Here is a 24344-nt window from a genome sequence, read left to right as displayed (position 1 = left end):
AGCTACTCCACCAGGGTCGCGAATCCCTGCAGATGAGGTTTGCACGGAAACGGCACCGGGGTGCGGATGCTGCGCAGTCCCCGGGTGTCGAATCCGGCGGCGGCAATGGAATCGACGGTCCGCCGGTTGGGCTTACACCCCGCCGCCAACCAGGACCACGGCTTGGCGATTAGATCCTGGAATCGGCCCGTAGCGCCCTCGCCGCGCACATGCTCGAGGACGACCAGCCTGCCGCCCGGCACCAGGACTCTCCGGATCTCGGCGAGCGTCGCGGCGACGTCATCCACCGAGCACAGCACCAGGCCGATATGGACGGAGTCGAAACTGTTGTCGCCGAACGGGATCGACTCGCCGGTTCCCTCGACTATGTCAGCTGCTATGCCGTGGCGAATCGCGAGACGAGACGCCATGTGCCGAAATGTCTGCACCGGCTCCACCGCGGAGATCGAAGTCACTGAGGGCGGTACGAACTTCAGGTCGGTTCCCGGTCCGAGACCCACCATCAGTAGCCGGCCGGTCGCGTGAGCGATGGCGTCTCGGCGATACCGGTTGTAGAACAGGCGATCGAAGAACGGCTGGCCGAGACGATGTATGTAGGGAAATAACGGATTTCCGGGCGTTATCTGCTACCTAGGTCCATACGGAAGGGCGGATATTCATCACTCATCAACGATACATACACCGCCACCCGGTAGCGCCATCGCACGATACCCATCAGAAGATCGAACATGCCCCGCGGGATCGTTCCGGTGCACAACAATGCCACCGCTGCGATCACCGTGAGCACCTGCAGCGGCGCCTCCAGCGCCCAGCACAGGAGTATCTGCGGCACCGCCAACAGCCACGGCTTCACCAGTACCGCCCAATTCTTAAGGCGCTCCGGATATTCGACCTCCAGATCGCCCGGATAGTCGGGGCGGGCGGCCAGCGTGAACGGCGGGTACTTGTCGGTGCTGTTCATTCGGAAACCGGTAGTTCATGACGCGCCAGGACCAGCGCAGCACGCCGACATTGAAATCGAAGATCGGGCGCGGATACTGGCCGGTGAACAGAATCGCGACGCCGGCCGCGAGGGTCATGAATGGATACACCAGATATAGAAGGATCAGGATCGGATAGTGCGGTACGGCCAGCACACACCATTTGACCAGCCATAGCCAGCGCGACGGCGCATCGACGGCGCCTCGTACGCGCACGGTATCGACTGGCGCCGCTTCGCTCTCGACGACTCTGGGTCTGGTCACTGTGGGCACGACACAATAGGACTTGCCGCCGCGAGACCTCGATCGATTCGGGCGGCGATCCGGGGATGGCTGGTCATTCGCACGAATTTGGTCAATGTCCAGGTGTGCAGTCGATCTGACATCAGCGCCGCCGGTCTCAACACGGATTCGCCATGGGCGACTTGCAGCGACGCCACCTTGGATACGGCGCTGACTTGGCGCCGCCGGGTCTTTTCATACCAGCGCAGTGCCCGCGAGAGTTCGGCGCGGTTTTCATTGCCACCAAGACTCGAAATCGCCTCGCACAACACCATCGTGTCGAGCAGGGCCTGGTTGGTTCCCTGCGCGAGGGTGGGTGGCATGGTGTGCGCGGCGTCGCCGAGCAAGGTCACCGGCCCGGCGTTCAGCGTGGCGGGAATCGGATGACGGAAGTGGGGATAAGGCGAGGAGGCCAGATCTTCGTCGGTCAATTTCGCCAGTACCAGATCGACCGAGTCCGACCAGCCCGCAAAGTTGGCTCGGATCTCCTCGACGGGGTGGTGGGGCCTAATGAAATCGTGCGACCACGGCAAGTCGAACCACCACTGCACGTGTGAACCACCGGCCGGCCAAAGACCGGTGTTTCCGTGCTCGCCGATGACGATGTAAGCGACCTCCCGGTCAACGATCTCCGGGAGGCGGACGAGACCCTGCCAGCTGCACCAGCCGGTCGGCTCGGCGGGCGGTGCGCCGACCACATCCCGGATCACCGAATGCAGACCGTCGGCACCGATTAAAAGGTCGCCTTCCACCACGCTGCCGTCCTCGAACCCAACCGCCACGCCGTCGGGCATCGTGATGACCCGGGCCGCGCGGGTGTCGCAGCGGATGCGATCGGCCGGAAAGTCTGCCAGCAACCGCTCCAGCAGGACCCGGCGCGGAACCATCCGAACTGCTGCGCCCAGGCGCTTCACCATCGTGGTCACGTCCAACGTGGCGACTCGATGCCCCTTGGACGTCAGCACCCGGACGCTGGACAACAGTTGACCTGCCCCATCCATGTCGACGCCGAGCTGTCGCAGCACCGTCTCGCCGTTGGACCAGATGGTCACCGCGCCACCGCCGGCCCGGGTATCGGCGCGCTGATCGAAGACGGTGACGTCGTGTCCGTCCCGCAGCAATCCGCGGGCTACCGAAATGCCGCTTACCCCGGCACCGATCACCAGGACCCGCAACGGCCGCCTGGATCTCGCCTCCGGTGGTAGACAGCTGATATGACTGCTGACGCCTGCGCGATCACGCTGTTCCATCCGCCCTCTGATCCTGCGCGATTCGGCCAGTGGGTGGTCAGCTATCTTGCTTCGGCTCGTCACTCTCCTGGACACGTAGGCGCGCGCGAATCGGTTCAAGGAAGCAGACCGCTCGATTGGGCAGTCGAAGTCGCCTTCCACGATGCGGATTCACTCGATGCCTGGCTGGACAGCCCGGACCGTCAGGCCGTACTCCGCGATGGTAAAACTCAGGGCTGCTGGCAGTGTGCCTCCGATTTGGTTCTGACCGCGGGCGAGTCGCCGGCCGCCGACGTCGGCGTCTTCCTGCACAGCGTGACTCCCGGTAAGGAAGCCGAATTCATCGCCGCCCAAAGTGAACTCACGCGCAGCAGCTCCGCCTTTCCCGGATACGAAGGCACCGCGGTGTTTCCCGCCGATTCCTCTGGACAACAGTGGATGTCGGTACTGCGATTTCGCAGCCCCGGTCAACTGACGAAATGGATGCGCTCGCGAGAACGTCAGGAAGCCCTACCGGACTTGCGCGGCGGATTGACCCGCGACTTTGCCGAGTTGGCGCGCAGCGCACCATTCGGGTCCACGGTCCGAGTTGCCGACGGGCAGACCAGGATCACGCCGGCGTGGAAGTCGGCGATGCTGGTGCTGCTGTGCCTCTACCCAACCGTGATGCTGCTGTCGAAGTCGCTCTCCCCCGCTCTGGGCAATCTCGGAGTCAGCCAGTCGGTGTCGGTATTCACCGGAAATGTCATCAGTATCGTTGCGCTGCAATGGTTATTGGTCCCAGCCGTTTCGCGGCCCTTTCGGTGCTGGCTGGACCCGATCGACGGGGCGCCGGTCCGGATCAGCGTGGCCGGAGCGGCGGCGATTGTGGTCGGCTACGCCGCGCTACTGGTGGCTTTCCTGCTCGGAGGTTAGCTGCGAGCACCAATCATCTTGTGCAAGTGCTCGATCGACCACGGCTGCGCGTCATGATGGTCGCGATAGCCCAACAGGGACGGCGTTGGCCGATCGAAGCGGCCGACGAATCCGCCTGCCGCCACCAGGATCTGACCCGTCACGTCCCGCGCCAGGTCGCTGGCGAGATATGCATAGAGCGGGGCCACGAAGGAGGGTGGCGCACTGTCCAGCGAGGCCTGCATTGTTACGTCGTCCAGCAATCCCCGGCCGTGCAGATCCGCGATGTGCTTCTCGTATCCGGCTCCGGTGGACAGTCGTGTTCGCGCGCCGGGACACACCACGTTGGCCCGGACCCCTTTGGCTTTGAGCTCCGCGGCGATGGCAACGGTCAGGCCGTTGACGGCGCCCTTGCCCGCGGGATAGCCGGTGCCGCCGTAGTCGCCCAGAAAAGCCACGGAACTGGTGTTGATGATCGTCCCGTGTCCCTGCTCGACCATGGCGGGGGCCGCGACCCGGCAAGTGTGGAACACCGTGCCGACGTGAGCGCTGATCAGGCGGTTGAATTCGTCGGGCGTGATGTCCAGGATCGAAGAGCCGGGCGGCTCGGCGATCCCGGCGCAGTTGATCAAGATGTCGAGTCGCCCGAAGGTGTCCCGGCAGGTGTCGACGAGCGCTACGGCAACGGTCTCATCGTCCGCGGCTCCGGCCACCGCGGTGGCACGTCCTCCCGATGCGGTGACCGCCGCCACGGTTTCGGACACGGCAGCAGCGTCCCGGCCGTTGACCACGACGTTTGCGCCCAGGTTGCAGAGCAGTTCGACGACGGCACGCCCGATACCGCGGCTTCCCCCGGTTACCACCGCAGCGCGCCCGGCCAGTAGTCCCCGATCGCTCATCGGCACCGCCTTCGGGAATCGTGGTCGCGATGATGTTCGCAGGCGCGCCCCTCGGCGCTGGTCACCGACATTTGCCGAACAGTACCCACTCGCCACCGGAACCGACTGCGGGAGATCGTTTTGGTGGGGCGACCCGCGGAACCAGACGCGGCTGCCGATCTTGACGGGGTTGCCCGGCGGGCGGGTAAACACAAAGAAACACCGAAGCGGGTGCTTGGGGCGTAGGATCGGCAATTAAGTCCGTTCTGGACACGTCGCCGTTTAGCTAAAAGCGGTCAGCCAGCCGCACGGCTGCTGGGCTTGGCTCCGGTATTTAGCTTCCTGGGTCGCCCTTCCGTTCCTGCGTGCTGAAAACAGCTGAACCGTGTCGACGGATAGGTCAGTGGAGTGCCGTGCGCACGCCTGCGATGCCTCGCTGCCCGGCGACTTTGGGAAGTGTGCTTGCAATGCAAAGCCTTTGGTGCACAGATATTTTCAAAACCGTCGAGCCGGGCGGGGGCGGTTAGGAAGATGACCGAAGCCCTTGCTCCACCCCGGCCCACTCGGCCGGCCAAAACTCGCAACGACGATTCCTACGACGACGTCATCGCAATGTTCTTGATGCTGCGCACGATGCCTGCCGAATCGCACGAATACCGGCGTCAGCGCGAATGCATCGTGACGCGGTGTCTCCCGCTCGCCGACCACGTCGCCCGCCACTTCGGACGACGGGGCGAAGGTCTCGACGACCTAACCCAGGTGGCGCGCCTGGGACTGATGAACGCCATCAACCGATTCGACCCCGACAAAGGACCTAGTTTTATCGGGTTCGCGATCCCCACCATGATGGGCGAGGTCCGACGGCATTTCCGCGACTACAGCTGGGGCATGCGGGTGCCACGGCGACTGCGTGAGCTCCATGTCCAAATCAGCAGGGCCACAGGCGATTTAGTCCAGAAGCTGGGCAGGGCACCGACCGCGCGCGAGCTGTCGGCGGAGCTGGGAGTCCCGCACGACGAGATCGTCGAATGCCTCGTCGCAGGCGATGCCTACCAACTCGACTCATTGGACGCCCCGGTTGGTCCCGACGACTCCGGCAACTCTCGCCGCATCGCCGACGCGGTGGGTGCCGTCGACCCCCAGATCGACCACATCACCGACCGTGAAGCGGTGCGCTCCCTGGTGACCGGGCTCCCGCGGCGTGAACGCGAGGTTCTGCACATGCGATTCTTCGAATCGATGACGCAAAGCCAGATCGCGGAGCGAATCGGGGTGTCACAGATGCAGGTGTCGCGCATTCTGGCCAACACCTTGACATCCCTGCGTGACCAGCTGGATTAGCCCTCGAATCGGTGCCCGGGCCGTCTTGCGACAAACGCACTGTACTGTGCGTTTGGGGTGAAATCGACTCCGTCGCCAGATCCAGCCTGGAAGGAGCACGAGCCGATGAGGCTTTCACAACCGGTGATCGCGGGGGTCGCCGCAGCAACTGTGCTGGCGCTGTCCGTGGCCGGCTGCGGCGGCAATCAGAAGCCATCGCCGACAACATCGGGATCGGCAACGTCGTCGACCAGTAAGAGCAGCGCGGCGCCCAGCTCGTCGCCGTCGTTGGCGCCGACACAGGGCAACGACTACACCGGTTGGTTGATCCAGGCGACCGATATCGACGCGCCGGTGCCCTTCACGGGCACGCCGCCGACGAACAACCCGAACGGCCAGCCCGGTGCGGCGACGACGTTCAGCACCGAAGACAAGAGTCACGTCATCAAAGACACCATCCAGGTGCTGGCCGACCCCGACGCGGCGACCAGCGCATTGAACGCCGCGAAATCGTCACAGGGTGGCGCCATCAAGCATCCCGAGACGCAGGCGCTCAAGATCGGCACGGACGGAACTGTGGTGTCCGGCAATTCCCCCGACAACTCCAAGGGCATCGCGGTGGTGCTCTTCACCGAGGGCAAGGCCTTCGTCACGCTCGAATTCGACGGCCCGCCCGACACGCTCCCGCCGCCGGACTTCGTCAACGACGTCGGCCAGAAGCAGGATGCGGCCGTGAAGAAGGGGCTCGGCGGCTGAACCAGCGCGGCCGTCCGTCGCACGGTCCTCGAAGCGTCACGATGCCGGCTGGCTAAGCACGGATCGAACGAGGCGGTGCGAGTGACAACGACGACAGCGATAACGACACCAGTTGCCGTGGTCGGGGCGTGTCTGGGACTTCTCTTCGCCGCCGGGTGTGGTGGGTCCACCGGCCACCCGACCGCCTCCAATCCGCCTGCCGCACAGTCTTCAACGCAGGCCCCGAAGTCAAAGCAACCCGGCGAGCCGACGCCGCCCGGGTCGGGGACGGTGAAAATTCGCTATGAAGACGCCACCACACCGGAGGCGCAGCGCGGCCGCCAGCTCATGCAGGACGCGACGGTACTGGACGGCCTCGCACAACACATCGAGGACACCTTGGCGCTGCCGTCCGACTTGACCGTGGTCGGTAAGCAATGCGACACGAACAACGACTTCTACCTTCCCGACGCCAACGAGATAGACCTCTGCTACGAGGCCAGAGAACACGCCGAAAAGCTCGCGGCGGGCAGCGGCATACCCGACCCGGCAACCCCTGCGGTCGACGAAACGATTTCCGCGGCGTATCACGAACTCGGCCACGCCACGCTCGCCATCTACCAGCTGGCATTCACCGGGCGCGAGGAGGACGTGGCTGACCAACTTTCCGCGTTCATGCTTCTCAACCCCGGCGCCGACGGAAAGTCCTATCCCGACGGTGTTCGCATCGCAACCAACACGGCGACGGAATGGAAGCTCAGCGCGAAAGAGTCAGGCGATGCCAATGAATTACCGTTCTGGGATGGGCATTCCATGGACATCACCCGGATGTACAACTGGGAGTGCTGGATCTACGGCTCCAATCCGGCCGCCAACGCCAGCATCGTCTCCTCCGGAGATCTGCCGGACGATCGAGCCGGCAACTGCGAGGAAGAGTTTCAGAACATGCAGCGCGGCTGGGAATCACTGCTGGGTCCGCATCTGCGCAAGCCCAGTTAGTGCCATGAGTCGTTAGTTCGTGGGCGCATTGCCACCAAAGCATTGCGCGTCCTGGAATCCCGAGATCGACGCTAGCGTGCAGCTTCCTGGCGTTTCTTCGCGCCAGCGTCGATCTCGGGGAAGAGTCGCTGCGGCACCACAGGTGCTTTGCAATCAACGACTCACGACACTGGAACGGCAGCGACACGGATTAAATAAACGGCTTGATTTAATCCGCTGAGCAGTGTTCACTGAGGCGGTGAAAGCTGAGCCGACGGCGCGCTCCCACCGGTCGACGAATACCCGGGAGGCGATCCTGTCGGCTGCCGAAGAGTTGTTTGCCGAGCGCGGAATGTATGCCGTGTCCAACCGGCAGATCAGTGAAGCCGCCGGGCAGGGCAACAACGCAGCCGCTTGCTATCACTTCGGAACACGGACCGAATTGCTGCGCGCGATCGAAAGCAAGCACCGCGAGCCGATCGAAGAACTCCGTGCCCAGATGTTGAGCGAAATCGGCGATTCGACCGAGTTGCGGGATTGGGTCAGCACTTTGGTGCGGCCGCTCACCGACCACCTGGCCGCCCTGGGCACGCCCAGCTGGTATGCGCGTTTCGCGGCCCAGGCCATGGCCGACCCCACCTATCACCACGTCGTCACCAAAGACGCCCTGATGTCCCCGAAGCTGGTGCAGACGATCGAAGGCATCACCCGATGCCTTCCCGATCTGCCCAAGCGGGTGCGATCCGAACGGATCGTCATGGTCCGAAATCTGCTGATGCACACCTGTGCCGAGCATGAAGGCGCACTGGCCGAGCACGGGGCGCGGTCACGTTCGAGTTGGCCGGTCGCCGGTGAGGGCTTGATCGACGCGATTGTCGGATTGTGGCGCGCGCCGGTTCATGTGAGCGCAGCCGGCGACTGAGCACCGGCGAAAGGCAGGGAGCACGATGACCGACATCTCAACGGATGCTGCCACCGACATCCCAGATTTCCCGATGACGCGCGCCGCCGGCTGCCCGTTCGCTCCTCCCCCGGAATCGTTGGCGCTCAACATAACCAAACAATTGAGCCGAGTGCGGATCTGGGATGGCAGCACTCCGTGGTTGATTCATGGCTACGACGCGATACGGTCGCTGTTCACCGATTCGCGCACCAGCGTCGACGACCGGCTGCCGGGCTATCCACACTGGAACGAGGGGATGCTGGCGACCGTACACAAGCGGCCGCGCTCGGTGTTCACCTCGGACGCCGAAGAGCACACTCGCTACCGCCGAATGTTGTCCAAGCCCTTCACTTTCAAGCGCGTCGAAGGGCTGCGCCCGGCGGTGCGCAAAATCGCCGACGAACGCATCGACGCCCTGTTGGCCGGCCCCAACCCCGGCGACATCGTCAGCACGCTGGCGCTGCCGGTCCCCTCCCTGGTCATCAGTGAGATGTTGGGTGTGCCGTACCAGGACGCAGATTTTTTCCAGGAGCAAGCCCAACGGGGCACCGGACGCTACGCGACCGAAGAGGACACCGCTTCCGGTGCCGCCTCGTTGGCGAAGTACATCGCCAAGCTGATCCGTACCAGGATGCAGAGCCCCTCAGAGGATTTGGTATCCGATCTGGCAGAGCGGGTCAACGCCGAAGAGATCAGCGTGCGAGAAGCCACCCAACTGGCCCTCGGCGTGCTGATCGCAGGTCACGAAACCACCGCGAACATGATCAGCCTCAGCATTGCGGCCCTGCTCGAACACCCCGATCAGCGGCAGTTGTTGTGCGACACCGATGATCCGAAGGCGATCGCCAATGCCGTCGAGGAGCTGATGCGGTATCTGAGCATCATCCAAACCGGTCAGCGTCGCATCGCCGTCGAGGACATAGAAGTCGGCGGCGAGACGATCCGTGCCGGCGACGGCATCATTCTCGATGTCGCACCGGCGAACTGGGATACCCGTCAATTCCCCAACGCCGACCAGCTCGACCTCGCTCGCGACGACGGCGCACACGTCGGGTTCGGCTACGGCCGCCACCAATGCGTGGGACAACAGTTGGCCCGCATGGAATTACAGATTGTGCTGCCGACCTTGCTACGTCGCGTGCCGACATTGCGGCTGGCGGTGCCGGTCGAGGAACTTCCGTTCAAGCACGATACGTTGGCCTACGGCGTCTACGAGCTTCCCGTCACATGGTGAAGCCGAATCTCACATTGGCCGTGCCGGATCTGTCCGGCAAGTGCGCGGTTGTCACCGGGGCTAATAGTGGTCTGGGATTCGGTCTGGCGAAGCGGTTGGCGGCCGCCGGCGCCGATGTCGTGATGGCCATCCGGAGCAAGGCCAAGGGTGAGGCAGCCATTGCCGAGATCCGCCGCGAGGTGCCCGCCGCGAAGCTCAGCATCAAACGGCTGGATTTGGCCTCGTTGGAAAGCATTGCAGCACTGGGGGAAGAACTGGCGGCCGAGGGCCGGCCGATAGACGTCTTGATTAACAACGCCGGCGTCATGACTCCGCCACAGCGCCAGCTGACCAGCGACGGCTTCGAGTTGCAGTTCGGCGCCAACCATTTGGGCCACTTTGCTCTGACGGGGCACCTGATGCCGCTGCTGCGCACGGCGAAGGCGTCGAGGGTAGTGACTGTGAGCAGCATCTCGGCGACCCAACCGAAACTGTCCTTCGACGACCCCAACGCCCAGAACGGCTACAAACCGATGGTCTCATACGGCATCGCCAAGCTGGCGCAGTTGATGTTCGCCGCCGAACTCGACCGGCGCAGCAACCGCAGCGGCTGGGGCGTGATCTCCAACGCCGCGCATCCTGGGCTGAGCAAGACCAACCTGCTCAGCGGCGCATCATATGGGCGGGACAAACCGACGCTGCAGGCGCGCCTCACCCGATTGACCTGGCGGCTGCTGCCGTTCATGTGGCTTGACATCGACGAGGGCATCAAACCGACCCTGTACGCGTCGGTTTCGGCGGAGGCCGAAGGGGGACGCTACTACGGACCGCGGGGCTTTTACGAAACCGCCGGAGGCGGAGTCACATTCGCCGGCGTGCCACGGCTCGCGCGCAGCGAGATCGATATGCAGCAACTGTGGCAGCTCTCCGAAGAACTCACCGGCGTCACCTATCCGGAATGACACGTGGATGGCTCCGATACAGGGAAGTGGTGAACTATGGCGTTCGTCGGCCGCAGTGACGTAAAGGATCCGGGCGCCCAGCAGGACCAATGGGAACGACTGGCACGCCGGCGCGAGCGACTCTACGCCGACGACATGCAGTTTTGCGCTACCTGGCCGGACGAACGAATCGCCGCCGCGGCCCGCGCACCCGGGCTTCGGATCGGCGAGGTCATGGCGACGGTGTTGCGCGGCTACGCCGACCGGCCGGCGCTGGGACAGCGTGTCCGCGAGGTGATTACGGATCCCGCGACGGGCCGTTCGACGCTGAACTACCTGCCGCGCTTTGAGACCGTCAGCTATGCGGACCTGTGGGCGCGTGTCCAAGCGCTGGCCGGTGATTGGCACCATCACGAGCGGTATCCGGTCCGGACCGGGGATTTCGTGTGCGTGCTGGGGTTCGCCAGCATCGACTACACGGCGATCGAATGCGCCTGCATTCACCTCGGCGCCGTGGTGGTGCCCTTACAGACCAGCGCACCGGCCGCTCAGCACGCACCGATCCTCACCGAGACGCAACCACGAATTTTCGCGGTGGGAATCGACAACCTCGAGATTGCCGTCGAGGCGGCCCTGGCCGGCACCGCCCCTCAGCGTCTTGTCGTCTTCGACTACGAGTCCCGTGATGACGACCAGCGCGCCAGTTACCTGTCGGCACGCGCCCGGTTGGAAGCCGCGGGCAGCGCCTTGGTCATCGAGACACTCGATGACGTTGTCGCGCGGGGAATGTCACACCCTGCTCCGCCGCTGCATGTCGCGCCGGGTGACGAGGACCCGCTGGCATGGGTGTTCTACACGTCCGGCAGCACCGGCACGCCCAAGGGCGCGATGTTCACCGAGAGTCTGTGTATCGGGACCTGGCTCGCACAGTCCGATCAGCCGGTCATCACATTGAGCTACATGCCGATGAGTCACCTGATCGGCTACGGCTACGTGATTTTGACCTTGGCCAACGGCGGTACTAGCTATTTCGCCGCCAAGAGTGACCTGTCGACGCTGTTCGAAGATCTGGCCCTGGTACGACCGACTTCGATGAGCCTGGTACCGCGGGTCTGCGAGATGTTCTACCACCACTATCAGCGCGAGTTAGATCGGCGAGCCCCGGGCGGAGGCGGGTCGCATCATGCGGCCGAGGAACTGACCACCGCCATCCGCGAGCAGATTCTGGGTGGCCGCGTGCTGGCCGTGGGTTGCGGGTCGGCGGCCCTGTCCCCGGAAATCAAGGATTTCATGGAGACCGTGCTCGACCAGCACCTGCTGATCGGCTATTCGTCCACCGAGATCGCGGGCGGGATGATCGTGGCCGACGAGCATGTGCTGCGACCGCCGGTGATCGATTACAAGCTGCTCGACGTCCCCGAACTCGGCTACTTCAACACCGACAAGCCCTATCCCCGTGGTGAGTTGGCGGTCAAGTCGGCCCGATTCATGGCGGGTTACTACAACCGCCCCGACCTCACCGCGACGATGTTCGATGAGGACGGCTACTACAAGACCGGCGACATCATGGCAGAGGTCGGCACCGACCGATTGCGCTACGTGGACCGCCGCAACAACGTCATCAAGCTAGCGCAGGGCGAGTTCGTCGCTGTCTCACGGCTGGAGGCGTTGTACTCGACCAGCCCGTTGATTCACCAGATCTATGTCTACGGCAACAGCGAACGATCCTTCCTGCTCGCCGTGATCGTGCCCACCGAAGACGGCGTGGGCACCTCGACGATCGCCGAATCGCTCCGGCACATCGCACGCGACAACGCGCTCAACGGATATGAAATCCCCCGTGATTTCCTCGTCGAGACCGAACCGTTCAGCTTGGCCAACGGGCTGCTGTCGGGCGTGGGTAAATTCCTGCGGCCCAAACTCAAAGCCCGTTACGGCGAGCGCCTCGAGCAGCTTTACGCGCTGATGGCCGACGACCAACTCCGGCAGTTGCGCACATTGCGCACCGGCGGTGCCGACCAGCCGGTGCTGGCCACCGTCAGCAAGGCCGTGCAGGCCACCCTGGGCGTTGCGGCGGCCGACGTTTCCCCGGAAGCCAGATTCATCGATCTCGGCGGCGATTCGCTCTCCGCGCTGACCTTTTCGACGCTGCTGGCCGACATCTACGGCGTCGAGGTGCCGGTCGGCGTGGTGATCGACCCGACCGGGGACCTGCTCCGCATCGCCGATCACATTGAGCAACATCGCAATTGCATCGGCCTACGGCCCCGCTACGCATCCGTGCACGACACCGCCAGCCATGAGGTGTTGGCCGGTGATCTGCGTCTGGATAAGTTCATCGACGACGACGTCCTGAAGAGCGCGATGTTGTTGCCCGCTCCCACCAGTGAGATCCGCACCGTCCTGCTCACCGGCTCGACCGGCTTCCTGGGGCGCTTCCTCGGCCTGGAATGGCTGCGACGACTGGCGGATTCGGGCGGCACCCTGGTGTGCCTGACACGCGGCGCCGACGCCGCGCATGCGCGCCAGCGTATCGAGGCAGCTTTGGACTCCGACCCCAAGCTGCTCGACCGTTTCCGGACCCTGGCCGAAGGTCACCTCGAGGTTGTGGCCGGAGACATCGGCGAGCCCAATTTCGGGCTCGACGACGCCACCTGGCAGCGGCTGACCGAGTCGGTCGACCTCATCGTGCACCCGGCGGCACACGTCAACCACGTGCTGCCTTATCAACAGTTGTTCGGCCCCAACGTCGTGGGCACCGCCGAAGTGATCCGGCTGGCGATCACGGCCAAACTCAAACCGATCCACTACATCTCCACGATGGGTGTCAGTGCCGTGGCTCATCAGATCGTGGATGAGGACACCGACATCCGGCGCTCCGTTCCCGCCTGTGCCGTCGGCGACAGTTACGCCAACGGTTATGGGATCAGTAAGTGGGCCGGCGAGGTATTGATGCGCGAGGCGCACGATCTGTGTGGCCTGCCCGTGGCGGTGTTCCGGCCGGGCATGATCCTCGCCGACAGCCGGTATGCGGGACAGCTCAACGCGCCGGACATCTTCACGCGGCTGCTGTTCAGTCTGGTGGCCACCGGCATCGCTCCCCGGTCCTTCTATTACGCCGGTGGGCCAGGCCGCACTACGAGGGCCTGCCGGTCGACTTCCTCGCCGAGGCGATCGCCGCAATTGGACCGTTGCACGGCAGCAGTTTCGACACGTACAACACCACCAATCCGCATGACGACGGCATCTCTATGGACACCTTCGTCGACTGGATCATCGCCGCGGGGTACCCGGTCGAGAAGATCGACGACTATCCGAGCTGGCTGGCCAGGTTCGAGACCTCCATGCGCGCCCTGCCGGAGCGCCAGCGCGCCCAGTCAGTCCTCACCGTGCTGGACGTCTACCGTGAACCCATGCTCGCTATCGCCGGATCACCGGTACCGGGCGCGCAATTCCGGTCCGCGGTCGAACACTCCGGTCGCGCCATCCCCCACGTCTCGCAACAGTTGATCGAGAAGTACCTCGCCGACCTGGAACGGATCGGTGTGCTCAGCAGGTGATCGCAACGAAGGGACGATGATGTCCAGCCCAGCCCACACCCTGTATCCCGACGGCGTCATCGGTGCCCCCAAGCACCGACGGGGTCACGCGGCCGAATTCAACACCGGTCTGCCACCGGGCACCGAGGTGTTCTCCGCCGACAACCACATCTCCGTGGCCGACGACATCTTCTATGAGCGCTTTCCTGACGACCTGAAAGACCAAGCGCCACGGATCTGGTACGAGGATGGCGCGTATTTGCTTGGCCAACCGGGACAGTCAATGGTGGTCGGCGATTTTAGCGCGGTGCTGATGCAATACGACGATCTGGCCGGCGCCGCCACCAACAATGTCGAAGCAAGAGTCCGTGAACTCGCCGAAGACGGTGTCGACAAGGAGCTGGCCTTCCCCAACGCGGTCCTCGCGCTGTTCCACCACCCCGACCACAACATTCGCGAGCGAATCTTCCGGGTGTACAACGAGCACATCGCCGAGGTTCAGCAACGAGCGGGCGGCCGTTGCTACGGAGTGGGATTGATCAACTGGTGGGACGCCCGCGGCGCCCGTCGAACGCTCACTGAGCTGAAATCGTTGGGGCTCAAAACGTTTCTGATGCCAATCAACCCGGGCAACGACGGGAACGGACAGCCCATCGACTACTCCAGCACGGCGATGAGCGGGGTGTGGGATGAGATCGAAGAGGCCGGTCTGCCCATCACTCACCACATCGGGGAGAGTCAGCCGAAGTTCCCCAGCGAAGTCAACAGTGTCGCGGTGGCCATGATGGTCAATATCGACTCATTTCGGGAGATGTTCTCCAAGTATATCTTCGGCGGTATTCTCGACCGGCATCGACGGCTTCGGATCGGCTGGTTCGAAGGTGGAATAGCCTGGGTACCAACGACACTGCAGGACGCCGAGCACGTGCTGGCCTCCTATCAACACATGCTGGCACACCAGCCCGATCACGACATCCGCTACTACTGGGACACGCACATGTGCGCCTCGTTCATGGTCGATGGTCTGGGCCTGCGACAGATCGACGAGATCGGCATCGACAGGGTGATGTGGTCCTCCGACTATCCGCACAACGAAAGCACTTTCGGCTATTCGGAGCGATCGCTGGCCGCGGTGGTCGACGCCGTCGGCCCCGAGGACGCCGTGCGGGTCGTCGGCGGCAACATCAAGAAGTTCCTGGGGATCTGAGCGTGACGAACACCGTGTCAGCCCGCCGCTCAGTTCTCGACGCACCCGAGGAGCCGGACTGGGCCCGGATGCGTACCGAGGTCGGAGCGCGGCTGCGGTCCGCGATGGCGCAGCATGGCGTCGATGCGCTCATCCTGCTGATGAACGGCTACGTCGGCTACGCGACGGGTGCTAGCTGGCCGCTCCTGGACGCCGGTCTCTCGCATGTGGAGCGTCCGGTCGCCGTGGTGCTGGCCGATGACGTGCATCCGCATCTATTCATGCCGTTCCGCAGCGGAGCCCGCGCGGAGATCCCGGTGCCCGAAGACCACCTGCACGGCCCGGCCTATCTCGAATTCGACTACGGCGTACAGGATTTCGCTCGGAAGCTGGCCGGCCTCGTCCGGCCGGGCGCGAGTATCGCCGTCGACGAGCTCACCGGGGCGATGCGGCGAGCGGCACCGAAGCTCTTCCCCGCGGGCCCGCCGTCGGATGCCGCGATGGTACTCGGCGCGGCGCAATTGGTGAAGACCCGTGACGAGCTGTCCTGTTTGCGCAGGGCGGCCCGGATCACCGAACAAGCCATTGTCGACGTGCAGCAGGCGCTGGTGCCGGGCGTACGGCAGATTGATCTTTCGGCCACGTTTGTACGTCGCGCCTTCGAGCTAGGTGCCACCACCAACATGCTGGAGGCCATCTGGCAGGTGATGCCGAGTTCGCGGGAATCCGGTGTCTGGACGACGCACGGGGATCTCGCGCTGCCGCTGCTGCCCACCGATCGTGAACTGGCCGCCGGAGATGTGCTGTGGACCGACATCAGCATCACCTACCACGGATACTGCTCCGACTTCGGCCGGACCTGGGTGGTCGGCGAGAAACCGACGGCACCGCAGCAAGATCAATTCCGTCAGTGGCGAGCTGTCCTGGACGCCGTGCTCGCGGTGATCAAAGCCGGTGTGACATCAGGGGATTTAGCGCGGACGGCGATAGCGGCCAACGGCGGCCGCAAACCGTGGCTTCCGCACTTCTATCTGGGCCACGGCATCGGCACCTACCCTGCCGAGGCTCCGATGATCGGAACCGATCTCGGCGAGGAGTTCGACGACAACTTCGTCTTTCCGCCAGGAATGGTCCTGGTCCTGGAACCCGTCATGTGGGAGGACGGAACCGGAGGCTATCGCAGTGAGGAGATCGTGGTGATCACCGAAGACGGCTACGCGCCGATTACCGACTACCCATACACGCCTTATGGCGACTGAGGTTCTGCCCGATACTCGGGCACTCCGGATCGGACGGCGCGAACGCGCGCTGGCCGAAATGGACAAACATCGCCTCGACATCCTGGTGCTGGGCCGGCAAGCCAATATCCGCTACGTCACCGGCGCGCCACAGCTGTGGATAGCCGGCACCCGACCGTTCGGCCCGATGTGTGTGCTGGTGCGCGCCACCGGCGACATCTACCTCAACAGCACCGACGACGAGGGGGTCCCGGAGGAGATCGACCACGATCACCTGTATGGACTGGCCTGGAACCCGATGACGCTGATCGACGTCCTAAAGAAGGTCGACGGCGCCGAAGCAGCGCGACGAGTCGGAACAGACGCGATCACCCCGACTTTCGCCGCGTTACTGCCCGATGCATTCCCGAATGCCGAACTCATCGATGCCGAGCCGGCGATGCGCGCCGCACGCCGGATCAAGACGCCGGAAGAAATCGCGGCGATGGATGCCGCACTTCGCATCGCCGAACACGGACTCGCCACTGCCCGAGCCGAATTGGCGCCGGGATCCTCGGAACAGACGCTGGCGGGGGTCATGATGGAGGCGATGGCCGCGGGCGGAGTAAGCACGCCGGCCACCCAGGACGCCGCGTGGGTGACCTCACGGGAACACCCGTGGCGTCGCGGCCACGCGCAGGCTCGGCAGGGCGACCTGGTCGCCTTCGCTGCCGGCGCCCTGGCGAATGGCTATGTCGCCGAGGTGGGCCGCACCTGGCCGGTCGGCGCTGCGGCCGACGGCGAGGTCCGCAAGCTGTTCGAACGGTCGAAGACGCTGTACGACAACATGCTTGGCGCGTGTCGCCCCGATGCGTCTATCCGCGATCTGCTCGCCGCGTATGACGCGGCCGGCGAGCAGATACCGCCGATGCCGATAGCGCACGGGCTGGGGCTGGGGTTCGACCCGCCCGTGGTGTCCGAGACTCTGTTGGCTGCAGGCGAACACGATACGCTTGAGGCCGGGATGGTGTTGGCGATCACCGGCTACGTGTGGCAGCAGGGCATCGGTGCGGTATTCCGCCGTGACACCGTTCACATCACCAACGCCGGTCACGAAGTGCTCACCAGGAGCCCGGCGTGGGGCGACGGGAGCTAGGCGACCCACCTTCGTAATCCCTTGTGTCACTATGATTTCAGTAGTCACAAGGGCGGGTTTTCTGTCGGTGGGCATCGATAGTTTCGAAGTGTGATAGATCGGGAGAGGTGGTCGGCGGCTTTCGACACCATCGACGCTGCCTTCGACGATCTGATTGGGCAAGACTGCGACGCATTAGTCACCCGTGAGCAGTTGGCGCTGTTGAGACGCTGCGAAAAGGTTCGCCGTCGGCTGCCGTTACTGATCAATGGCCTGGCCCGCCAGGCCAAACCCGGAGAGATTGGCGGCAAGCTGTCGCATGCGATCGCCGAATCGACTCTGATCAGCCGCGCCGAGGCTTCGCGGCGTATCCGCGAGGCCGCCGATTTGGGGATGCGGTGTGGAATAACCGGGGATCCGGTGCCGCCGGTCTTGGCGGCGACCGCCGCGGGGCAACGCCAGGGCACACTGGGGCCGGGACAAGTGGCCCCGATCCGCAAGTTCTACCACCAATTGCCCGGCTGGATTGATGCCGGCACCCGCGAGCAGGCCGAAACCAAATTGGCCGTAGAAGGCACTAGGTTTCGGCCCGAACAAATCGCGGAGCTGGCCACCATCCTCGCCGATTGCCTCAACCCTGACGGGATCTACACCGACGAGGACCGATCGCGCCGTCGCGGACTGAATCTGGGTAATCAGGGTTGCGACGGGATGTCGGAATTGCGAGGCTGGTTGACCCCCGAGGTACGCGCAACCGTGGAAGCGGTTTGGGCGAAATTGGGCGCTCCAGGGATGTGCAATCCGGATGACGAAAATCCATGTGTCGAAGGCAATCCGACCGAGCAGTCGATCGAACGCGATTCCCGCAGCAATGCCCAGCGCCATCATGACGCGCTGAATGCGGCGCTGAGAGTATTGCTCGCCTCGGGCGAACTGGGCAACCACAACGGGTTACGCGCTTCGATCGTCGTCACCACCACGCTGGCCGAGAGGGAGGCGGCCGCTGGACGCGGCCTTACCGGCGGCGGCACCATCCTGCCGATGAGCGACGTGATCCGGTTGGCCCGGCACGCGCGTCATTATCTGGCCATCTTTGACAAGGGAAAAGCCCTGGCGCTGTACAGCACCAAACGCCTGGCGTCACCGGCACAGCGAATCGTCCTGTACGCCAAGGATCGCGGGTGTTCGGCTCCGGGCTGCACTGTGCCTGGTTACTACTGCGAAGTGCATCACGTCACCGACTGGTCCGAGTGCCACACCACCGACGTCAACGAGTTGACCTTCGCATGCGGGCCCCATCATCGCCTCCTGCGGCCCGGCGGCTGGACCACTTGCGAGAACGCCAGGGGTGACACCGAATGGCTTCCGCCCCCGCACTTGGACCGTGGTCAACCACGCATCAACACATTCCACCACCCCGAGAAGCTGCTCCAAGACCGAGACGACGACGCGCCTTAACTCACTTCGGCCAGCACCTCGTCGAGTAACTCCCCCACCCGATACCGCTCCCACAGGTTCAGCAGATTCGACAGCATCTGCAGTGGCGCGCGCACGCTCTCGTCATCCCTGATGCGCGGATCCTTGCGCGTACTGGGCACGGTGTCGAATCGCTTGCTTATCAGGGCCGGTACATCCAACAGCCAGGCGACTCCCATGGTGGCCGCGTACAGCAGGGTGTGCCGGCGCAATCGGACTGGATCGAGCCGAGGGCCGCCGTGGCGATGGACTTCGGCGACGAACAGCTGCAGCAAATCGTCTAGATGGACGTCCCACAGCGCGGTCTCGGCTCCGGACATGGCACCCCAGATGGCCATGCCGAGATTCATCTGGCTGACGCAGCCCCAGTCCATCAGGCCGCAGTGCAGAACGTCACCGGTGTCTCGCCAGAACCAGGCATTGTCGATGTTGGCGTTCCAATGGCACAGCGCGACGTAGTCGGCGTCATTGGCCAGTTGGCTTGTGACCGTGTGCTCTTGGGATGCGAGGCGGGGCACATCCTCGCGCAGCCGTGCCAGAAATTCCGGTGAACCGGCATTCGTGGGCAGCAGTCCGGGATTGGTTTGGGTGAACTCGGCGAGCTGGTTTACCCGTCGTTCCAGCTTGTCCACCGACAGCGGGGCCCGCTCGCCGACCGTCGCGGCCCGCACGTCCAGCGGGAAGTGTGCGGTCTGTGCCGCCGGAAGCCGCCCGGATCGATAGGTTCCGGCTAGCCGGGCCAGGGCGGTGACCAGAGCTCGGTAATGCTCGAGCGGCTCGGGCAATTCGTAGTCGAGGCACTTATGATATTGACGTTCAATTCCGTTGTCGCCAAAACCGATTCGTTCGGTGATCAGAATCCCGGTTCCGCTCGGCTGGTGATAGTCGCCGAAGAATGCGCTGGGCACCGCGATCGGAAAGCCGGGTGCCCGCGACAGCGACGCGAAACGCACCTCCGGCTCCATCTGGGTCTTCCCGCGATCACGCACCGGGTTGTCGAGATCGCGGGAGAACTTGACGAACAAGTCGGTGTGCAGACCCGGTGCGGCCACGTCGTATTCGACCGACAGCATCACCTTGCGTCCCGTGCTACCACCGCGCACCTCGGCGAAGTTCGTAATCCCGGTGACAGCATTGCCGTCGGTGAGGACACCGGAAGCCCGGAACGCGGCAGTGAGGAACCCCGCCCCGCCAGTGCGCAACGACACTGGATCGAGCGGAATCGCCAACCCGAACTGGTCACCGGTGACCCAGCGGTGATCGTCGGGCTGCAACATGGTCACCAGGTCTGTTCGGCGGCGCGCACCAGCATGTGGTTGACCGCAACCCGGCGATCGCGGGTCACCATGAACAGCACCGCGTCGGCAATGTCCTCGGGCCGCAGCTTGACCATGCCGGCCGTTTGGCGTTCGAACGCCTGCCGCGACGTTTCGGCCAGATGGCTGAAGATTTCGGTGTCGACGGTTCCGGGACCCACCACTCCGACCCGAACCCGCTTGCCGAGCACCTCTTGCCGCAGACCCTCACTGAAGGCGTTCACCCCGAACTTGGTCAGGGAATACACCGCGGTGTTCGGGCGGGCCACCCAGCCGGCAGTGGAACTGATGGTGACCAGATCGGCGACGCCGCGCGGCGAGTCGGCGGCCGCCTCGATCAGGTGTGGCAGCGCCGCTCGGGTGGCGTAGAGAACCCCCTGCACGTTCACGGACACCATCTGGTCCCAGTCCTGCAGCGGTGCCTCGGTGGCGGGTGCGGACTGCATCAGTCCGGCATTGTTGACCAGGATGTCGAGGCGTCCCAATTCCGTGATGGTTTGCTGAACGGCGGAAGCCACTTGCTCGGCGTCGGTGACGTCGGCGGGCACGACCAGCGCTGTGCCCCCGGCGGATTCGATGTCGGCTTTCAGTTCGCCCAGCCGGTCGGCCCGGCGCGCCAGTAGGGCGACCGCTGCGCCCTGTGCGGCGAGCGCTTTGGCGGTTGCCGCACCGATGCCGCTGCTGGCACCCGTCACCAGTGCCGCCGTCTGCGTCAGTGTCATAACCCGCCCAACGTTGGTGCTCCGGTCAGTATTTCGTGCAGAACATAATCGGTGTCCTCGCCCAGGTCCGGGGCACCCTTCTCGATTCGGGCCGGCCCGCGCGTCATTCGCCATGACGGCCCCAATACCGGACGCTGGCCTTCGCGGTGATCAGAGACAAAGCGGTACAACTCGCGGTCCCAGAGTTGTTGATCGCCAATCACATCAATCGCGGTGGCACTCTTGGTGACCGGAACGCCCGCCGCGCGCAGCCGATGCGCGAGATCTTCGGCGTCCAAGTTTCGGGTCAGCAGCGCGAGATCGGCGTCGAGCGCTTCGACGTGCTTTCGTCGGTTGTCCAATGCGGCGAAGCGAGGATCGGCAGCCAGTGCGGGAGCATCGAGCACGCCGCACAACCGGCACCATTCGTCGTCGTTGGCGACCGCCACACTGACCCACGAACCGTCGGAGCACGGGTAACAGCCGTGTGGGCACAGGTCGGCGTGGTTGTTGCCGTCTGGACCGAGGCGGCGTCCGGTAAGGCTTTGTTCCAGCAGGCAGTCACCGATCATCGAGGAGAGTGTTTCGACGGCCGAGATGTCGACGAATTGCCCGGTGCCACTCAGCTCGCGGTGCAACAGTGCAACCACGGCGGCATACGCGGCCGCGGCACCGACCGTGGAATCCCCGTAACGCATGCTAGTTCCCAGCGGCGGCCCACCCGGATAGCCGACCAGCGGCGCAAGTCCGGCCAGCGCGGCGAAGCAGGGAGCGTAACCGGTCTGATGACCGAGCGGTCCGTCATTGCCCCACATTTTGATCGAAACCGAGATGATGTCGGATTTGATCTCGACGAGTTGGCGGTACCCCAGACCCTGGCGTTCCATTGCGCCGGGGCGCAAGTTGTTGATGACAATGTCGCTGCGGGCAATCAGCTCACGCAGTTGCCTCATCCCCTCGGCCGACTTGATATCGATGTCCACACTGAGGATCTCGGGATTGATACTCAGAAAGAACGGTGCATGGTTGATATCGGTGCCGCCGTAAGCCCGCATCTCCTCGGGCAGGGCCGTCGTTTCGACCTTGATCACCTCGGCACCCAACAGTGCCAGCAGCTTGCCGGCGTACGGGCCCGCCCACACCTTGGTCAACTCGACGACGCGCACGCCTTCAAGCGGGCCTCCGCGTGGGTTCTTCGGCGGCTTGAGTTGTGCCGCCCGTACTGCCGGTGGCACATGCGCAGTAGCGAGCCTGTCCAGGATCGGCGCGGTATGCCGACCGAGTGTGGGTGCGGCCGCTGTGATTTCGGCAGGCGATGCGCTGAGCAGGTACGGCACCGTGGGATATGCCGCGTCGCCCAACACAGGGTGGCTGACGTCGGCAAAGAATCCGCGGTGGCGGTACTGCGGCGACTGATGCAGATCCGTGGCATCGTTGACCGGAACCAGCGGCACGCCCAGACGCTGGGCTTCCTCGGCCGCCGTCTCCTTATCCAGGCCGGCGACCCACGCGGCGAAGCCCTGTTGGAATGCCACGACTTTTTCGGGCGTGACCGAGAACTCCAGCCAGTCGTCGTCGAACTCGTCGAGCCAAACCGGTTGACCCATCAGCTTCTTGACTCCGAGCCAATGCGCCCGGCTGGTCATGTACAGGTACACGAAGCCATCGGCGCAGCCGAAGAACGATGCCGGGCCCTGCTGGTCGTAGTCGTCGCGGGTGCCCAGGGCGGGGACTTCGCCGGTGATCAGCCGCCCGAGAATGCAATCGGCGCGCGAAACCAGCACGGCATGCTGGGAGATGTCGATGGATTCGCCGCGGCCCGAGTGCAGACGCCCGAACAACGCTGACGCCACGCAGAGCGCCGCATCCAGCCCAGCTTCGTAGTCGGCCGTGAACCGGCCCGGCCCCTGCAGCGGAGGCTTGGCCGGGTCTGGATGGCTGGGTGTGTGATAGCCCCAACCGCTGGCGTGGAATACGTTGATGCTCTTCGCATTCGCGTACTCGGCTGCCGCACCCTGACCGAACGGCGTGATCGAGCAGAACACCACGCCCGGATGCCGGTCTGCCCCACTGGTCGCGCCGTCGTCGATGACGGCGTCGGCGGTGCCGATGAGCTCGTGCAGACGCTCATCGGCGGCCGAAATGCCCTCGAGTACGACGGACTGTTTGTTGGTGTTGAGGTAGGCGAATAGCGCACTGCCGTCACACCCGGTGCCGTCGTCGAGGACGGGCGCCATAGCCCGCGTTGGGCTACCACACCCCGCCGCCTCTACCTTGATCACGTCCGCGCCGAAGTCGGCCAGCAGTTTGCCGCAGTACTCCCCTGCGACCGACCCCGCCAGCTCAACGACCCTGAAACCCTTCAGCGCCGACATGTGAGCTCTCCCAAGACTGTCAGGGCTTCGCGCGCCCGGAGCGGCTCAGGCGCCACTCCGGCGGGAAGTTCATGTCGTTATCCTTGACCACGTTGTTGAGACCCTTTTCGAACGTGCCTCCGGTGAGGTCGACGTCGTTGCGCGCATCGTTCTGAATCATCGGCAGCATGCCCTCGACCATGCCGGTCAGCAGGCTACCGAAGTACTCACCCTTGTGTTGCTTGTACAGCTCCAGGAAGGTCTTCTGCACCGCGACCGTGTCGGTGGGGCGAGACCGAGAGCATGCCAGCGCGTACTTCTCGGTCTCTGCTTCCAGCTTGTCGCGGGGCACCACGCTGTTGACGAAGCCACAGTCGTACATCTCCTTGGCACTGAACGGCCGTCCGGTGAACAACATTTCGGAAAATTTCCGTAGACCCATGGTCTCGGCCCACCACCACAGCCGCGGTCCCCAGCCCACGTAGCGGAACGCCGGGTGGCCGAACAGAGCGTCATCGGAGGAGATCACCAAATCGGCGTCGCCGGCCTGGTAGAAATGCCAGCCGTAGCAGTAGCCCTTGGCCTCGATGATGCTGATCTTGCGGAGCTCTTGCAGCGGCCGGTTACCCGCACGCGCCTTGGCGTAGAAGTCCGTGACGGTGGACAGGTAGCGGTAGGAACCACCCGGCGGGTACTTGACGTCATCGTCGTTGATCGCCAGCTCATGATGCAGTGGAAGGCCGGGGTTCTCAAGCATGGGACGCTGCTCCGGCAGATCCCCGCCGCTACCGAAGTCTTGTCCCTCACCGCGGATTACGACGACCTTGACGTCGTCGTCCACATTGCACTTGTGGATCAGATCGGCGTAGTTCTGCCGCATGCCCAAGCTGGTGGCGTTCTGCGCGTCGGGGCGATCAAAGGTGATGTAGGCAATTCGATTCTTCTTGTCCTTCTCGAACTTGATGTACTGCTCGGCTTCTTTCTTCATTTCTTCGTAGTCGAATTCAGGCATGAGCTGTCTCCACTT

At 64.1% G+C, this 24344-nt stretch carries 18 protein-coding genes and 2 pseudogenes; 12 read left to right on the top strand and 8 right to left on the bottom strand.

The genetic code is table 11. The features are described from left to right. Positions 1-2: 2 nt before the first annotated feature. The 3 genes and pseudogenes from H7K34_RS26355 to H7K34_RS26345 all read right to left on the bottom strand — a co-directional run bounded on the left by H7K34_RS26355 (position 3) and on the right by H7K34_RS26345 (position 2437). Positions 3-623, bottom strand: coding sequence for a class I SAM-dependent methyltransferase (locus tag H7K34_RS26355; protein WP_264065046.1), 621 nt, complete (start codon positions 621-623; stop codon positions 3-5). Then, positions 620-1196 (bottom strand): annotated as a pseudogene (locus H7K34_RS26350) (DUF4389 domain-containing protein). The gene H7K34_RS26355 and the pseudogene H7K34_RS26350 overlap by 4 nt, the downstream one beginning before the upstream one ends. Positions 1197-1240: 44 nt before the next feature. Beyond that, positions 1241-2437, bottom strand: a complete 1197-nt coding sequence (locus tag H7K34_RS26345; protein ID WP_264065003.1) for an FAD-dependent oxidoreductase — start codon at positions 2435-2437, stop codon at positions 1241-1243. Positions 2438-2476: 39 nt separating this feature from the next. On the opposite strand from H7K34_RS26345, the gene H7K34_RS26340 reads away from it, so the two are divergent. Then, on the top strand, positions 2477-3406 hold the full coding sequence (locus H7K34_RS26340) for an antibiotic biosynthesis monooxygenase (protein ID WP_264065002.1): 930 nt from the start codon (positions 2477-2479) through the stop codon (positions 3404-3406). On the opposite strand, the gene H7K34_RS26335 is transcribed toward H7K34_RS26340, so the two are convergent. Beyond that, positions 3403-4284, bottom strand: a complete 882-nt coding sequence (locus H7K34_RS26335) for an SDR family NAD(P)-dependent oxidoreductase (RefSeq protein WP_264065001.1) — start codon at positions 4282-4284, stop codon at positions 3403-3405. The genes H7K34_RS26340 and H7K34_RS26335 overlap by 4 nt on opposite strands. Before the next feature lie 510 nt (positions 4285-4794). Between H7K34_RS26335 and H7K34_RS26330 the strand changes: the two genes are divergently transcribed. The 11 genes and pseudogenes from H7K34_RS26330 (at position 4795) to H7K34_RS26280 (ending at position 18928) form a co-directional block, all read left to right on the top strand. Then, positions 4795-5604 carry a SigB/SigF/SigG family RNA polymerase sigma factor gene (locus H7K34_RS26330; RefSeq protein WP_264065000.1) on the top strand — a complete coding sequence of 270 codons (810 nt, stop codon included), beginning with the start codon at positions 4795-4797 and terminating at the stop codon, positions 5602-5604. Between the two features lie 105 nt (positions 5605-5709). Then, positions 5710-6339: a hypothetical protein gene (locus H7K34_RS26325; protein ID WP_264064999.1), complete on the top strand. Its 630-nt coding sequence runs from the start codon at positions 5710-5712 to the stop codon at positions 6337-6339. An 81-nt stretch (positions 6340-6420) separates the two neighbouring features. Continuing rightward, positions 6421-7317, top strand: coding sequence for a DUF4344 domain-containing metallopeptidase (locus tag H7K34_RS26320; RefSeq protein WP_264064997.1), 897 nt, complete (start codon positions 6421-6423; stop codon positions 7315-7317). A gap of 223 nt (positions 7318-7540) precedes the next feature. After that, positions 7541-8218: a TetR/AcrR family transcriptional regulator gene (locus H7K34_RS26315; protein ID WP_264064996.1), complete on the top strand. Its 678-nt coding sequence runs from the start codon at positions 7541-7543 to the stop codon at positions 8216-8218. Between the two features lie 25 nt (positions 8219-8243). Beyond that, a complete protein-coding gene (locus H7K34_RS26310; RefSeq protein ID WP_264064994.1) occupies positions 8244-9473 on the top strand; it encodes a cytochrome P450 in 1230 nt (409 codons plus the stop codon). Continuing rightward, positions 9467-10414 (top strand): SDR family oxidoreductase, encoded by a 948-nt coding sequence (locus H7K34_RS26305; protein WP_264064992.1) that lies wholly within the window; start codon positions 9467-9469, stop codon positions 10412-10414. Before H7K34_RS26310 ends, H7K34_RS26305 begins: the two co-directional genes overlap by 7 nt. Before the next feature lie 36 nt (positions 10415-10450). After that, positions 10451-13953 (top strand): annotated as a pseudogene (car, locus tag H7K34_RS26300) (carboxylic acid reductase). Positions 13954-13972: 19 nt separating this feature from the next. Next, on the top strand, positions 13973-15139 hold the full coding sequence (locus H7K34_RS26295; protein WP_264065045.1) for an amidohydrolase family protein: 1167 nt from the start codon (positions 13973-13975) through the stop codon (positions 15137-15139). Positions 15140-15141: 2 nt separating this feature from the next. Next, positions 15142-16377 carry a M24 family metallopeptidase gene (locus H7K34_RS26290; protein ID WP_264064990.1) on the top strand — a complete coding sequence of 412 codons (1236 nt, stop codon included), beginning with the start codon at positions 15142-15144 and terminating at the stop codon, positions 16375-16377. Next, positions 16367-17491 (top strand): M24 family metallopeptidase, encoded by a 1125-nt coding sequence (locus H7K34_RS26285; RefSeq protein ID WP_264064988.1) that lies wholly within the window; start codon positions 16367-16369, stop codon positions 17489-17491. Before H7K34_RS26290 ends, H7K34_RS26285 begins: the two co-directional genes overlap by 11 nt. A gap of 90 nt (positions 17492-17581) precedes the next feature. Then, positions 17582-18928: an HNH endonuclease signature motif containing protein gene (locus tag H7K34_RS26280; protein ID WP_264064986.1), complete on the top strand. Its 1347-nt coding sequence runs from the start codon at positions 17582-17584 to the stop codon at positions 18926-18928. Here H7K34_RS26280 and H7K34_RS26275 read toward each other — a convergent pair. From H7K34_RS26275 to H7K34_RS26260, 4 genes are read right to left on the bottom strand one after another with little or no spacing between them, the layout of a single operon-like run. Then, positions 18925-20223, bottom strand: coding sequence for a hypothetical protein (locus tag H7K34_RS26275; RefSeq protein WP_264065044.1), 1299 nt, complete (start codon positions 20221-20223; stop codon positions 18925-18927). The genes H7K34_RS26280 and H7K34_RS26275 overlap by 4 nt on opposite strands. A 2-nt stretch (positions 20224-20225) precedes the next feature. After that, positions 20226-20984: an SDR family NAD(P)-dependent oxidoreductase gene (locus tag H7K34_RS26270; RefSeq protein WP_264064984.1), complete on the bottom strand. Its 759-nt coding sequence runs from the start codon at positions 20982-20984 to the stop codon at positions 20226-20228. Further along, on the bottom strand, positions 20981-23338 hold the full coding sequence (locus H7K34_RS26265) for a CaiB/BaiF CoA transferase family protein (protein WP_372510881.1): 2358 nt from the start codon (positions 23336-23338) through the stop codon (positions 20981-20983). Before H7K34_RS26265 ends, H7K34_RS26270 begins: the two co-directional genes overlap by 4 nt. Before the next feature lie 19 nt (positions 23339-23357). After that, the gene (locus tag H7K34_RS26260) at positions 23358-24329 is read right to left on the bottom strand and encodes an enoyl-CoA hydratase/isomerase family protein (protein WP_264064981.1); all 972 of its coding nucleotides are present in this window, start codon (positions 24327-24329) and stop codon (positions 23358-23360) included. Positions 24330-24344: the final 15 nt, after the last annotated feature.

The sequence above is a fragment of the Mycobacterium montefiorense genome (genome assembly GCF_025823255.1).
In the GTDB taxonomy this organism is placed as follows: domain Bacteria; phylum Actinomycetota; class Actinomycetes; order Mycobacteriales; family Mycobacteriaceae; genus Mycobacterium; species Mycobacterium montefiorense.
This window is presented reverse-complemented; position numbering and strand designations above follow the sequence as displayed.

Excerpts from the sequence above, each read along its gene's own strand:
- H7K34_RS26340 (WP_264065002.1), top strand. The coding sequence starts at position 2,477 with ATGACTGCTGACGCCTGCGCGATCACGCTGTTCCATCCGCCCTCTGAT.
- H7K34_RS26335 (WP_264065001.1), bottom strand. The coding sequence starts at position 4,284 with ATGAGCGATCGGGGACTACTGGCCGGGCGCGCTGCGGTGGTAACCGGG.
- H7K34_RS26330 (WP_264065000.1), top strand. The coding sequence starts at position 4,795 with ATGACCGAAGCCCTTGCTCCACCCCGGCCCACTCGGCCGGCCAAAACT.
- H7K34_RS26325 (WP_264064999.1), top strand. The coding sequence starts at position 5,710 with ATGAGGCTTTCACAACCGGTGATCGCGGGGGTCGCCGCAGCAACTGTG.
- H7K34_RS26310 (WP_264064994.1), top strand. The coding sequence starts at position 8,244 with ATGACCGACATCTCAACGGATGCTGCCACCGACATCCCAGATTTCCCG.
- H7K34_RS26305 (WP_264064992.1), top strand. The coding sequence starts at position 9,467 with ATGGTGAAGCCGAATCTCACATTGGCCGTGCCGGATCTGTCCGGCAAG.
- H7K34_RS26295 (WP_264065045.1), top strand. The coding sequence starts at position 13,973 with ATGTCCAGCCCAGCCCACACCCTGTATCCCGACGGCGTCATCGGTGCC.
- H7K34_RS26285 (WP_264064988.1), top strand. The coding sequence starts at position 16,367 with ATGGCGACTGAGGTTCTGCCCGATACTCGGGCACTCCGGATCGGACGG.
- H7K34_RS26275 (WP_264065044.1), bottom strand. The coding sequence starts at position 20,223 with ATGTTGCAGCCCGACGATCACCGCTGGGTCACCGGTGACCAGTTCGGG.
- H7K34_RS26270 (WP_264064984.1), bottom strand. The coding sequence starts at position 20,984 with ATGACACTGACGCAGACGGCGGCACTGGTGACGGGTGCCAGCAGCGGC.
- H7K34_RS26265 (WP_372510881.1), bottom strand. The coding sequence starts at position 23,338 with ATGTCGGCGCTGAAGGGTTTCAGGGTCGTTGAGCTGGCGGGGTCGGTC.
- H7K34_RS26260 (WP_264064981.1), bottom strand. The coding sequence starts at position 24,329 with ATGCCTGAATTCGACTACGAAGAAATGAAGAAAGAAGCCGAGCAGTAC.